The sequence below is a fragment of the Staphylococcus sp. aM genome (genome assembly GCF_052975125.1).
On record NZ_CP121447.1, the window covers coordinates 998526 to 1011489 of the forward strand.

The following is a 12964-nucleotide window of genomic DNA, read 5'->3' on the forward strand; positions in this document are numbered from 1 at the left end:
AAATCATGATTTTTATATTTTGAAGGGAGTCTATGTCATGCACGCTTTATTAATCATTTTGTTTATGATGGTGGTCGGTGCCATTATTGGTGGGGTAACTAACGTCATAGCTATCAAAATGTTATTTCACCCGTTCAATCCATATTATATTTTTAAAATAAGAATTCCATTCACACCTGGTTTAATTCCGAAAAGAAGAGATGAAATCGCAAATAAGATTGGTCAAGTTATAGAAGAACATTTGCTTACAGAAGAGCTCATGAGACAAAAATTAAATGATGGAAAAGCTAAAAGTGCGATTAACGATATTATTTTAAAACAGATACAACAACTGAAATCAGATGATATGACGATTCACCATATTGCAGAAAAATTCGATTTTAATATCGATTATTTTATAGAACATCAACTTCATGAAGAAGTAGAATCGATTTTAATGAACTATTATAGATCTCATCAACAATCTGAAGTTAAAGATGTATTACCACAAGAATTGGTTGAGCTCATTCAACATAGACTCAATGATGTTGGTGATTTGATTTGTGAACGTGCGCGAGTATATTTATCTTCTCCAAAAGGAACGAAGGACATCAATGATATGTTAGAAACATTCTTTAATGAAAAAGGGAAAATTGTAGGTTTATTACAAATGTTCATGACACGAGAGAGTATTGCTGATCGAATACAACAAGAATTAATTCGTTTAACAAATCATCCCAAAGCCAAGTCAATTATTGATCAAGTCATTCAAAATGAATTTGAAACATTCAAAAATAAGCAACTAGGGGAATTAGTATCAGAAGACCAATTTGAAAACATTGCTACAACTGCAACATCATTAATGATTACGCAATTTAATTTACAAGATAAAATAAGAAAACCTATTAATGAATTGGCTCCTCAGTTTATCCAATATTTAGAAAACGAATTATCTAACAAACTGACCAACATCATTATTCATCAATTATCAAGTAACTTAACAACGATTATGCATAAAATTAATTTAAGACAACTTGTTGAAGATCAAATCAATACCTTTGATTTAGACTATATTGAAAAAATCATTATCGATATTGCTAATAAAGAATTAAAATTAATCATGTCTTTAGGTTTTATACTTGGTGGTATTATAGGAATTTTCCAAGGTATAGTCGCAATCTTTGTCTAACTAAATGATATGTGTTACATTTATTAAGAGTGTTGAAACACAAATTAACTCAAAGGAGTGCAATGAACAATGGCAGTAAATTTATATGATTATGCAAATCAATTAGAGCAAGCATTAAGAGATAGTGATGAATACAAAGCTATTAAAGATGCTTATGCTAAAGTAAAAGATAACGAAGAATCAAAAAAATTATTTGATGAATTCCGTGAAACTCAAATGAATTTCCAACAAAAACAAATGCAAGGTGAAGAAATTCCTGAGGAAGACTTACAAAAAGCTCAAGAACAAGCTCAAGCAATTGAAAAAGATGAAAACATCTCTTCATTAATGCAAGCTGAACAAAAAATGAGCCAAGTATTCCAAGAAATTAACCAAATCATCGTTAAACCTTTAGATGAAATTTATGCTGACTAATAGTTAGTCATTTTATCAAAGCTACAGTACTTATTTAAGTGCTGTAGCTTTTTTATGTTATTGATGAATAACTATGTTCAACATCGACTGTTATGTTTCACATATGGTAAAATGATTAGATATAAAGGAATATTGTGACTGGATTTTTATTCGATAATTAGAATAGTAAATGTATTTTTATTATGTTAAATACATTTTAATTGTCTACAGTCATTAAGTGTCTTTAATAAGGAGAATAGAGCTTATGGTTAAATTTATACATTGTGCGGATTTACATTTAGACAGTCCTTTTAAATCTAAAAGTCATTTGAGTCCTAATATATTTGAGGATGTTCAAAAAAGTGCATATGAAAGTTTTCAACATATTGTTGATTTAGCATTAGAAAAAGAAGTAGACTTTATTATCATTGCTGGTGATTTATTCGATAAAGAAAATCGTACGTTACGAGCTGAAGTGTTTTTAAAAGAGCAATTCGAACGATTAGAAAAAGAACAAATTTTCGTATACATTTGTCATGGTAATCATGATCCGTTATCTACAAAGATATCATCAAATTGGCCTAAAAATGTATCTGTATTTTCAAATCAAGTAGAAACTTATCAAGCAATAACTAAAGATGGAGAGACCATTTTTATACATGGATTTAGTTATCAAAATGATGCAAGTTATGAGAACAAAATTGATAGCTTTCCATCTAGTCAGGGACAACAAGGTATACATATAGGTGTGCTACATGGTACTTATAGTAAGTCATCAGTTAAAGATAGATATACTGAATTTAGACTAGAAGATTTAAATAGTAAATTGTACCATTATTGGGCTTTAGGTCACATTCATGAAAGACAACAATTAAGTGACTTACCAGTTATTAATTATGCTGGTAATATACAAGGTCGACATTTTAATGAAAAAGGTGAAAAAGGTTGTTTACTTATCCAAGGGGATAATTTAAAGCTAACTACACAGTTCTATCCGACACAATCCATTAAATTTGAAGAAGCGACAATTGAAACTTCAGAAACGACTAAACAAGGTTTGTATGAAGCAATTCAAGCATTTAAAGATAAAGTACGAGAAGAAGGGAAAGCATTTTACCGTTTAAATGTCATTATCAATAGTGAATCAACGATGTCACCTCAAGATATATTACAAGTCGAAGAAATGATTACAGATTATGAAGAAAATGAAAAAGATTTTGTATTTATTGAGGATTTAAATTTAAAATATAAAACGAACGACGAGTCGCCTTTAGTAAATGAATTTTCGAATGATTTATTAAATGATAGAACAGTATTCGATAAAGCAATGTCAGATTTATATTTAAATCCACGAGCATCTAAATATTTAGATGACTATACAACATTTGATAAAACAGAGCTAGTCAATCATGCTGAAGACTTATTAAAGGCAGACATGAGAGGTGAACAAAATGATAATTAAATCACTTGAGATATATGGCTATGGACAATTTGTTCAACGAAATATTGAGTTTAACCAATCATTTACTGAAATTTTTGGTGAAAATGAAGCTGGCAAATCAACGATTCAAGCTTTCATCCATTCTATATTATTTGGATTTCCCACTAAGAAGTCTAAAGAGCCGCGTTTAGAACCAAGATTAGGTAATCAATATGGTGGTAAATTGACGCTTCAATTAGACGATGGAAATGTCGTTGAAGTTGAACGTATTAAAGGTAGTGCCCAAGGTGATGTTAAAGTATACCTAGAAGATGGTAGCGTGCGAGATGAAGAATGGTTACAAAAGAAATTGAATTATATATCTAAAAAAACATACCAAGGTATATTTTCTTTTGATGTCTTAGGCTTGCAAGATATTCATCGTAATTTAGACGAAAAACAGTTACAAGACTATTTACTCGAAGCGGGCGCTTTAGGATCTACTGAATTTACAAGCATGAGAGATACGATAAGTCAGAAGAAGGACGAATTGTATAAAAAGTCGGGTAAAAATCCAATTATTAATCAACAAGTGGATCAGTTAAAACAATTAGAAGCGCAAATTCGAGATGAAGAAGCAAAACTTGATACTTATCATAGATTAGTTGATGAAAAGGATAAATCGTCACGACGCCTTGATAATATTAAACAAAACTTGAACCAACTTTCTAAAATGCATGAAGAAAAACAAAAAGAAGTAGCTTTACATGATCAAACACAAGAATGGAAACAATTAGAACATGCACTCAATGTTGAACCATTACACTTCCCTGAAAAAGGAATTGATCGTTATGAAGCTGCAAATGCACAAAGACAATCCTTGCTTAGAGACATCAGTTTAAGAGAACAGCAATTGTCTCACATCAAAGAAGATAATCAATCTATAGAACCTGCTAAACAGTCTGATATCGATGCTTTTAATAGTTTATATCAACAAGAAAATGAGATTAAACAAAAAGAATATGAATTACGATCTATAGAAAAAGAAATTTCTGATAAACAACGTGATAAAGAAAGTATGCAATCGAATATCGGTTGGAATGAAACTTATCATGATGTTGATAGTTCAGAAGCAATGAAGAGTCATATTAGTGATCAAATTAAAAACAAGCAAGAACAAGTGGCTTATATTCAACAATTAGAACGTAGTATTGAAGATAATAAAATTGAACAAAACGCAAATAGCAATGAATTAGATCAATTAGAAAATCTACTTGTTCCAGAAGAAACGTTCGAAAAGAAAAAAGAGCACAAACAACAAATTGTTGAATTAAACGAGAAAGAAAACCTCTATGAAAAATTAAAAGAAACATTTGAAATTGAACAAGAGCGTAAAAGCAAACGACAAAAAATGTTGCGTATGGTATTTATTTTACTAGCAATAGTTGGCGCAGCGTTGACCGTTTTTGCATTTTTAACTCAAAACATGATTTTTGGAGTTATATTTGCAGTATTAACTGTTGTGTTTGTTATCGGTATATTCCTAGTGAAATCTAAGGAAGTAGATTATAGTGAAACAATCACACAAGAAATTGACGATTTAGAAAACCAATTAGAAGTTTTAGAAAATCAATATGATTTAGACTTTGATTTAGACGAACAGCAACGTACACGTGATCATTGGCAACATGCATTAAAAAATAAAGATGTTCTAGATGAAAAATCCAATTATATGAACAATGCTTTATCTAAGGCAGAACAACGTTTAAATGATATCAATCATAATATAGAAGTTGCGAAACAAGAGTTACATCTTTCGCCTAAAATATCAGATAGCCTAATTGTTGAAAGTATAGGTACAATGGGACAAATCAAATCAAACGACCAGTATATTGATGAATTAAATTCAAAGCGTCATCAAATAGTAAGTGATTTAGAGGCATTTTATAATCATGCAGAAGCAGTTACACAATCACAATTTACTTATTTTAACAAAATGTCGTTCTTCCATGATGTGAAACAATGGCTTAAAAACGCTGAGGATAGTAATGAAAAATGGCATAAAAATACTGAACAAAGTAAATTATTAAATGATGAGTTATCACAGCTACGAGCACACTTAGAGGAAAATAATCAAACGATTAACGAATTATTTAATCATATCGGCGTCTCAACAGAAGAAGAATACTATCAACATCATGAAAAGTATCAAACATATACTAATCAATTGACGCGTTTCAATGATTTAACAAAATATCTTGAAAATCAAAATTACTCATATGATGCTAGTTCACAATTAAGTGATAAAACCACAGCACAGTTAAATGAAGAAAATCAATTACTAGCACAGCAAGTTGATCAATATAATGAACAATATCTTGATATGCAATCTGAAGTTAGTGATCTCAATGCTCAAATTAATCATATGGAAACAGATACGACATTAACACAACTACGTCATGAGTATCATAGTCTAAAAAATAGAATGAATAGCATAGCTAAAGATTGGGCAAGTTTAAGTTACTTACAAAGTTTAGTAGATGAACATATCAAACAAATTAAAGATAAACGTTTACCACAGGTGATTAATGAAGCCATTCTTATATTCACAAATCTTACTAATGGAGCTTATACTAATATTTATTATTCAGAAGAAGCCATTCAAGTTAAACATGAAAATGGTCAAATGTACCAACCTGTAGAGTTAAGTCAATCTACGAAAGAGTTATTATATGTTGCACTTAGATTGAGTTTGATCAAAGTATTAAAACCTTATTACCCATTCCCAATTATTGTGGATGATGCGTTTGTACACTTTGATAAAGATCGTAAAGAAAGAATGATAAATTATTTAAGAACATTATCAACGGAACATCAAGTAATATACTTTACATGTACTAATGATAATATTGTTCCAACTAAAGAAATGATTACTTTAAATAAATTAGAGAAAGGCGGGAAATAATGAGAAATGTAGAAAAATTAAATCCCGGTGATTCAGTTAATCACTTCTTTTTAATCCACAGAGCAACACAAGGTGTGACAGCTCAAGGTAAAGACTACATGACGCTATATTTACAAGATAAAAGTGGAGATATCGAGGCTAAATTATGGACTGCTACGAAGGAAGATATGCAGACATTGAAGCCAGAAGAAATCGTACATGTAAAAGGTGATGTCATTAATTATCGTGGCCGTAAACAAATGAAAGTGAATCAAATTCGATTAGCGACACCTGAAGATAACATGAATACACAAGATTTCGTAGATGGTGCACCTATGTCTCCAGCTGAAATACAAGAAGCACTTTCACATTATATGTTAGATATTGAAAATGCTAATTTACAACGTATTACAAGACACTTAATTAAAAAGTATCAAGAAAGCTTCTTTACATTTCCAGCAGCTAGTTCACATCATCATAACTTTGCTAGTGGTTTAAGCTATCATGTTTTAACGATGTTAAAAGTTGCTAAATCTATTTGTGATATATACCCACTATTAAATAGAAGTCTCTTATATAGTGCCATCATTTTACATGATTTAGGTAAAGTAAAAGAGTTAAGCGGTCCTGTGGCTACGACGTATACAGTGGAAGGTAATTTATTAGGGCATATTTCTATTGCAAGCGATGAAGTGGCTGAAGCAGCAAAAGAACTTGGCATTGATGGTGAAGAGGTCATGTTATTAAGACATATGATCTTAGCTCATCACGGTAAGTTAGAGTTTGGTTCACCTAAAATGCCACATTTAAAAGAAGCCGAGATTCTATTTTTCATAGATAATATAGATGCTAAAATGAACATGTTTGAAAAAGCATTTAAGAAAACGGATAAAGGTCAATTTACAGAGCGAATTTTTGGTCTTGAAAATAGACAATTCTACAATCCAATACAATTAGATTAATATGAAAAAAAGGTGATGAACTCGAATATGAATTCATCACCTTTTTTAATTTAATCTATAATCAGTATATTTCAAAAGTGAGTAGAGATGATATAATTATATCGTCGCCTATCTCTCAGGCGTCATTAAGACGATGAGAGGGGGTGTTACTTCCATGACTGAAATCTTTGTTCATATCGCAACTACTGTTATTAGTGGTTGTATCGTTACATTATTTGCGCATTGGCTACGCCATCGTAACGACAAGTAAATAGGCGACATATGTAGCTACACTAAAAAATCCCCTCACTACCGCAAATAGTGAGGGGATTGGTGTTTCCATACTGAAATCTTTGTTACATATATTATAACATGTGTATTTAAGATTGCAAAATGTTACTATCTATTATGCTAATTACGAATTATGATCCTGTCATTCCTGGAGCACCTTGTTGCATGCTAGCGCCACCTTGTGATGATTGTTGTTCTTGTTGTTTAATCTTGTCTGGATCTAAAATTGTATCATCAACAGCTTTTTTAATATCTCTATCTTTATAATCTACTTTATATTCGTCCAGGATTTCTTTATAAGCATCAGTTAATAATTTAGGGTCTTTTTGAATTTTTTGTTCTAAAATTTTAGATTTCAGATTTGACTTTTCTGAGTTAAAGTCAGTTTCTTTGTCAGCTTTAATGATATGGTAACCATAATCAGTTTTGACAACTTTAGAAACTTCGCCTTCTTTTAGTTTAAATAGCGCTTTGTCGAAGCTTTCCATCATTTGTCCTTTTGTTACATAACCAAGGGAACCATCTTTTTTAGCACTAGATTTATCCATAGATTCTTTTTTAGCGATTTCTCCAAATTTACTTGGATCTTTAGAAACTTCTTTTTGAATTTCTTCAGCTTTTTGTTTTGCTTTTTTATCTGATAATCCTTCTTTATCACTGTCTTTAGATTTAACTTTGATTAAGATATGAGAGGCTTTTTTAGTATTATCTTTGATTTCTTTATCAGACACTTTTATCTTATCATTTAATAATTCTTTCTGATATGCGGATAAACGTTTTTGATCTTTGTAATCATCCATTGACATACCTTGTTGCTTTAAGACACTTTCAAATTGTTCCTTACCACCATATTGCTTTTCTTCTTTTTTAATATCTTTATCAATATCTTTAGTATCTACTTTATCTTTATATTTATCAGCGAGAATTTTATCTAGAGCGATACTGAATGATTTACTAGCAATTTGGTCTTTACCAATTTTCTTCATAACATCCTCAACTTTAACATCTCCAGCTTTAGATGATATGAGCGTGTTTTCTTTTGAATCTGTCGCATCTGATCCGCATGCACCTAGTAAAAGGGCACTAGCAGTCACTGGTATCATGATTTTGTTAAATGCTTTCATATGTTGTTAGCTCCTTTATGTATATAATCAACGTAAATATAACATATAAAAGGGAAGGTACCAATTCAAAACCCTCTCTTTAGGACTATAGTACTAGGTAATTTAAAGATTAAAAACAATCCCCATAAAAAAACTGTCAATCAAGATAATAACTTGAAAGACAGTTTATATTTAAACCTATATAGAAGCGATAAATTTTTCTTTCTTCAAAATGTGTATGCCAGATTGGTGTTCTTCAATATAATTCCCATAATTTGAAAACACTAAAATTTTTAAATAAAGTAAATCAAGTACAGAAAAACCAAAATTAAGTGCTAATAGAAACATACAATAATGTCCATATTGTGGAAAATACATACATAAAAAAATAAATAATGATGATATTAATATAAAAGGTAATATCAAATTGATACAAAAATAAACTTTATGGATGGGTGTGTTTACATAAGTATTAAAATATGGAATCCATTTTTTTCGTGTTAATTTATGAATTCGAAATGATTTGTAAAAGGGTAGGAAAAATAATAAATGAACCCCTTTATGTAATGGATACATAAAAAATACAAGTAAAAGCACAATTAGGAAATGTTTATCAGATAATGGCGTGTTACTAAAAAAGTACATGACTTCATAACTAAACAAAAACATTATAATGGTACCAACAATACTCATGAATGCAATTCTAGGGATACCAAATCTTTCATGAATATCAATTTGTCTTGTACATAAAAACATGCAACATGCCTCATTTCTTAGTCAATATATGTATGGTATTATCTATTGAATTATGGATGAAGTCAATAGGAATTTAGGATAAATCAATCAAATAATATTTTTTTAATAGGTGTGTCAATATATTAGAAAACCCTATTCAACAATTGCAATCGATGATTACATTTTTGAATAGGGAATACCATACAATAAATTATTTATTTTTCTTTAGAAAATGTATTACTAATTTCTTCGCCACGGTTTTGTAAATTCTCAATGTGAGATTTTAGCTTTTCAATATTAGGGTTAATATCAGACTTGAAGTTACCGATTAATGTTTTAATTTCATCACCGATTGAACTACCGAACTCTGTACCTTCATTTTTAATTTGTGAACTATAATTTAATATGTCATTAAATGATTGTTTCATTGTTTCTAGTTCACGTTGTAACTCTGATTGAGCGCCAGTTGGCTGTCCGCCATCAATAGTGTTATTCTTAACGCTTTGGTCATCACGATTACGCAATGATACTGCGAAACCAGCGGCAACACCTACGCCAATACCAAACAATACGCGTGTTACTTTCATTATAAATCTCCTCACTTTTATATCTCGGATAATTGTATTATTCATCTTATACCCATTTTAATACAAATTAAGCATGATTATTCAAATTGAGCTTGAATTTGAGCAGCAATTTCTTTTTTAGTTTCATCATTTATTACATCTTCATGTGTTTCCCACTTATAACCAAAGCCATCAATGTCATTTTCATATCTTGGAATCAAATGGAAATGTAAATGGAAAACTGATTGATCAGCGAATTCACCATTATTTTGTATAATGTTTAAGCCATCAGGATTAAATGCTTTTTTAATTGCATTCGCTACTTTAGGAAGGGCAACACCAATATGTTTCATTGTTTCTTCATCTGTTTCAAAGATATTTGCTGAAGCTTTTTTAGGAATTAAAAGTGTATGACCTTTCGTTACTTGAGAAATATCTAAAAAGGCATAGACATAATCATTTTCATAAATTTTAAAGCTAGGAATTTCACCAGTAATAATTTTACTGAAAATCGTTTCAGACATGTTGATTACACTCCTCTTCTCTTCATCTTAAAATATATTATAGCATTACTAACAAAAATTCGTCATTCATCATAGCTAATTTTAGGTGTAATTCATAATTTTTGATACAATAGGTCTCGTGGAGGTGCCTTATGACAGTAAAAGTAGAACATCTAACAGGTGGTTACGGTAAACGACCTGTAATTAAAGATATCAATTTTGAATTAAGAGAAGGCGAAATCGTTGGATTAATAGGTCTAAATGGTGCTGGTAAAAGTACTACTATCAAACATATGTTAGGACTTTTAACTCCTACATCTGGATCATTATCAATTTCTAACACTAATATAACTGACGATATTGAAACATATCGTCGAAAATTATCATATATTCCAGAGTCACCAGTTATTTATGAAGAATTAACGTTACAAGAACATATTGAAATGACTGCAATGGCATATGGACTATCACAAGATGAAGCAATGAAAAGGGCAGAACCGTTATTAAAAATATTTAGATTACAAGATGAATTAAAGGTTTTTCCAAGCCATTTTTCAAAAGGTATGAAACAAAAAGTGATGATTATATGTGCGTTTATCGTAAATCCTGAATTGTATATTATTGACGAACCATTTTTAGGTTTAGATCCGTTAGGTATACAGTCCATGCTTGATTTAATGGTAGAAAAGAAAAATGAAGGGCGCACTGTGTTGATGAGTACACATATCTTAGCAACTGCCGAACGCTATTGCGATCGTTTTATTATTTTAGATAAAGGTGAAGTTGTCGCTTTTGGAAATTTAGATGAATTAAGGGCACAAACTGGGCTCAACCATCATACACTAGATGATATTTATATACATGTTACTCAAGGTGGACATGCCAATGAATAATCAAGCAACAATATTATTTAGAAAGCGTCAAAAGGCGATACGTAAAGAAAAAAATTACTATAATAAATTTATTTTTAATGGTCATTTTACAGTCTTTCTTTTAATCTTGTTTGGTGCTTTTATCATGGGGTATGGTGAGTGGTTAAAACATATACCGGAGCATATTGATTATGCACTTATAACTAGTATCATTTTGGCGATTGCTTCATTATTTCCATTAAGAACATTATTAAAAGAAGCAGATCAAATCTTTTTATTACCATTTGAAAAGTACATGAAACGCTATATGACATTAAGTATACAATATAGTTACTTTGCAAGAATAGTAACGCAATTGGTATTACTCATCGTACCATTGCCATTATTTTATAAATTGAATCATCACCATTTGCAATACTATATTGTTTTTGTAGTAATCGCACTCATTCTACCTTATTTAGTGTTATGCCTAAGATGGATTGGTTATCGATTAGGTGTATCAACTTGGTTAATGAATATAGGCTTTTTTATTATTTTAAGTATGAACTATTATTTGATCCTCGGATTACAAACGTATTTAGCGTTAATTGTCACTTTATTAATTTTAGTATTGATTGCTACTTTAAAACCTAAAGCAGACAAACAATTATATCCATGGGATAGAATGATTGGATTAGAACATAGACATCATACAAATTATTATAAATTTGTAAATATGTTTACCGATGTCAAACATTTGAGAGAGTCAGCGGTTAGACGTAGTTATTTAGATTTTATTTTACCGGTACCGAAAGGTCGGAAATTTAATGCTAATCAAATGTACTTATATTTATTTATACGAAGTTTTGTACGAGGTAGAGATGCTTTCAGTATCATATTAAGATTGACACTTATAGCAGTGATATTAATGGTATGGCTTTCAAATCCGGTAATCTCTATATTAATAGGTAGTTTATTTATGTATATCACATTATTACAAATGTCTCAGTTCTATACTCAACAAGCTTATGGACTATGGCCACAGGTTTGGCCTGTACCTGATACAATTGTTATCAAAGGTTATGAGAAGTTTTTATATAGACTTATGATTATTATTGGTTTGATATTTACAATTACATTTTCAATTACGAATCCAACATTATTTTTCTTTTCAATCGTATTCTTCTTAGTTGGATATTTAACGATTAGAAGTACGATTAAAAAATTAAAATACCAAGAAACATTATTAAGAGATTAAATAAAAAGTTGTCCTAATAGCAAAAGTAATATCTTTGCTATAGGACAACTTTTTTATTTTTAATTATGATCTACTGGATATAAGTAACGTTCAAAGTAACTTGAATGTTGGCCACTATATCCAAAGAATTGATTTAATGCTGCTTTAGAAAAATGATCTTGGAATAAGTCAGATGACTTAAAGTCTTCATATGCACTACGATTAGCAAAACCAAAATACAATTTATATGTATTGCCTTCTAATGGTCGTAATAATCGATAACTTTTGAACCCGCCGAAATTGTCAAAAGGTGCACCAAAATGAAGTAATTGTTTTTCTAATTGATTTTTATGATCTTCAGATGAAGGAATGAATAGAGCGCAGTAAAAATGTTCTTCATTAAATTCGCCCACGCTATATAATACTTCATATGCACTTGGATGTTTTAGTACAGATTTTCCTTCAGTTTCTTCTAATATAACTGAAGTATCTGATGCTGAATATTGGAATAAATCATGGTCTGGATTATTAAGTTGAATTTGATTTAAAAATCCATAAGTCCCATAAGATGTATATAAATTCATGACAGTTACCTCCCTTGTTTTTATTAATTATACGATTATCATTTTTTATTTTCTACCTTAAAAGTCTGATTTTTAAAATAAATGTATAAGAATGTATTGATTTATTACAAATTAAACTGAAATTAAATGGAATTATATTATATCCATGATATAAAATGACGAGTTATTATATTGAATTTCAATATCTAAATAAAAAATTATGACAATTTGTAAGTAGTTCATATTTCC

General features: G+C 29.9%; 13 protein-coding genes. 8 read left to right on the forward strand and 5 right to left on the reverse strand.

The annotated features are described in order from the left end of the window. Positions 1–37 precede the first annotated feature (37 nt). The 6 genes from P7F85_RS05030 (at position 38) to P7F85_RS05055 (ending at position 7137) form a co-directional block, all read left to right on the forward strand. Positions 38–1168, forward strand: coding sequence for a DUF445 domain-containing protein (locus P7F85_RS05030; protein ID WP_002466808.1), 1131 nt, complete (start codon positions 38–40; stop codon positions 1166–1168). Positions 1169–1237: 69 nt separating this feature from the next. Then, a complete protein-coding gene (locus tag P7F85_RS05035; protein WP_002452107.1) occupies positions 1238–1582 on the forward strand; it encodes a YlbF/YmcA family competence regulator in 345 nt (114 codons plus the stop codon). A 244-nt stretch (positions 1583–1826) separates the two neighbouring features. Beyond that, complete coding sequence (locus P7F85_RS05040; protein ID WP_002466812.1) at positions 1827–3023, forward strand: metallophosphoesterase family protein; 1197 nt, start codon at positions 1827–1829, stop codon at positions 3021–3023. Then, on the forward strand, positions 3013–5946 hold the full coding sequence (locus P7F85_RS05045; protein ID WP_002466810.1) for an ATP-binding protein: 2934 nt from the start codon (positions 3013–3015) through the stop codon (positions 5944–5946). The genes P7F85_RS05040 and P7F85_RS05045 overlap by 11 nt, the downstream gene beginning before the upstream one ends. Next, the gene (gene yhaM, locus P7F85_RS05050) at positions 5946–6887 is read left to right on the forward strand and encodes a 3'-5' exoribonuclease YhaM (protein ID WP_002466800.1); all 942 of its coding nucleotides are present in this window, start codon (positions 5946–5948) and stop codon (positions 6885–6887) included. The genes P7F85_RS05045 and yhaM overlap by 1 nt, the downstream gene beginning before the upstream one ends. Positions 6888–7041: 154 nt before the next feature. Beyond that, positions 7042–7137 (forward strand): type I toxin-antitoxin system Fst family toxin, encoded by a 96-nt coding sequence (locus P7F85_RS05055; RefSeq protein ID WP_015364873.1) that lies wholly within the window; start codon positions 7042–7044, stop codon positions 7135–7137. 151 nt (positions 7138–7288) lie between these two features. Here P7F85_RS05055 and prsA read toward each other — a convergent pair whose 3' ends face one another. From prsA to P7F85_RS05075, 4 genes are all read right to left on the reverse strand, one after another. Beyond that, a complete protein-coding gene (prsA, locus tag P7F85_RS05060) occupies positions 7289–8281 on the reverse strand; it encodes a peptidylprolyl isomerase PrsA (RefSeq protein WP_002466825.1) in 993 nt (330 codons plus the stop codon). 177 nt (positions 8282–8458) lie between these two features. Beyond that, positions 8459–9016, reverse strand: coding sequence for a DUF3267 domain-containing protein (locus P7F85_RS05065; protein ID WP_002466819.1), 558 nt, complete (start codon positions 9014–9016; stop codon positions 8459–8461). 194 nt (positions 9017–9210) lie between these two features. Further along, positions 9211–9582 (reverse strand): YtxH domain-containing protein, encoded by a 372-nt coding sequence (locus P7F85_RS05070; protein WP_031464024.1) that lies wholly within the window; start codon positions 9580–9582, stop codon positions 9211–9213. A gap of 77 nt (positions 9583–9659) precedes the next feature. Further along, positions 9660–10085, reverse strand: coding sequence for an HIT family protein (locus P7F85_RS05075; protein ID WP_002466803.1), 426 nt, complete (start codon positions 10083–10085; stop codon positions 9660–9662). 131 nt (positions 10086–10216) lie between these two features. Here P7F85_RS05075 and ecsA point away from each other — a divergent pair, with 131 nt between their 5' ends. Further along, a complete protein-coding gene (gene ecsA, locus P7F85_RS05080; protein ID WP_002466806.1) occupies positions 10217–10957 on the forward strand; it encodes an ABC transporter ATP-binding protein EcsA in 741 nt (246 codons plus the stop codon). Then, positions 10950–12173: an ABC transporter permease EcsB gene (gene ecsB / locus P7F85_RS05085; protein ID WP_002466814.1), complete on the forward strand. Its 1224-nt coding sequence runs from the start codon at positions 10950–10952 to the stop codon at positions 12171–12173. Before ecsA ends, ecsB begins: the two co-directional genes overlap by 8 nt. A 59-nt stretch (positions 12174–12232) precedes the next feature. On the opposite strand, the gene traP is transcribed toward ecsB, so the two are convergent. Continuing rightward, positions 12233–12736 (reverse strand): signal transduction protein TRAP, encoded by a 504-nt coding sequence (gene traP / locus P7F85_RS05090; RefSeq protein WP_002466817.1) that lies wholly within the window; start codon positions 12734–12736, stop codon positions 12233–12235. Positions 12737–12964: the final 228 nt, after the last annotated feature.

Excerpts from the sequence above, each read along its gene's own strand:
- P7F85_RS05035 (WP_002452107.1), top strand. The coding sequence starts at position 1,238 with ATGGCAGTAAATTTATATGATTATGCAAATCAATTAGAGCAAGCATTA.
- yhaM (WP_002466800.1), top strand. The coding sequence starts at position 5,946 with ATGAGAAATGTAGAAAAATTAAATCCCGGTGATTCAGTTAATCACTTC.
- ecsA (WP_002466806.1), top strand. The coding sequence starts at position 10,217 with ATGACAGTAAAAGTAGAACATCTAACAGGTGGTTACGGTAAACGACCT.
- P7F85_RS05045 (WP_002466810.1), top strand. The coding sequence starts at position 3,013 with ATGATAATTAAATCACTTGAGATATATGGCTATGGACAATTTGTTCAA.
- P7F85_RS05055 (WP_015364873.1), top strand. The coding sequence starts at position 7,042 with ATGACTGAAATCTTTGTTCATATCGCAACTACTGTTATTAGTGGTTGT.
- P7F85_RS05040 (WP_002466812.1), top strand. The coding sequence starts at position 1,827 with ATGGTTAAATTTATACATTGTGCGGATTTACATTTAGACAGTCCTTTT.
- P7F85_RS05070 (WP_031464024.1), bottom strand. The coding sequence starts at position 9,582 with ATGAAAGTAACACGCGTATTGTTTGGTATTGGCGTAGGTGTTGCCGCT.
- P7F85_RS05075 (WP_002466803.1), bottom strand. The coding sequence starts at position 10,085 with ATGTCTGAAACGATTTTCAGTAAAATTATTACTGGTGAAATTCCTAGC.
- P7F85_RS05030 (WP_002466808.1), top strand. The coding sequence starts at position 38 with ATGCACGCTTTATTAATCATTTTGTTTATGATGGTGGTCGGTGCCATT.
- P7F85_RS05065 (WP_002466819.1), bottom strand. The coding sequence starts at position 9,016 with ATGTTTTTATGTACAAGACAAATTGATATTCATGAAAGATTTGGTATC.
- prsA (WP_002466825.1), bottom strand. The coding sequence starts at position 8,281 with ATGAAAGCATTTAACAAAATCATGATACCAGTGACTGCTAGTGCCCTT.
- traP (WP_002466817.1), bottom strand. The coding sequence starts at position 12,736 with ATGAATTTATATACATCTTATGGGACTTATGGATTTTTAAATCAAATT.
- ecsB (WP_002466814.1), top strand. The coding sequence starts at position 10,950 with ATGAATAATCAAGCAACAATATTATTTAGAAAGCGTCAAAAGGCGATA.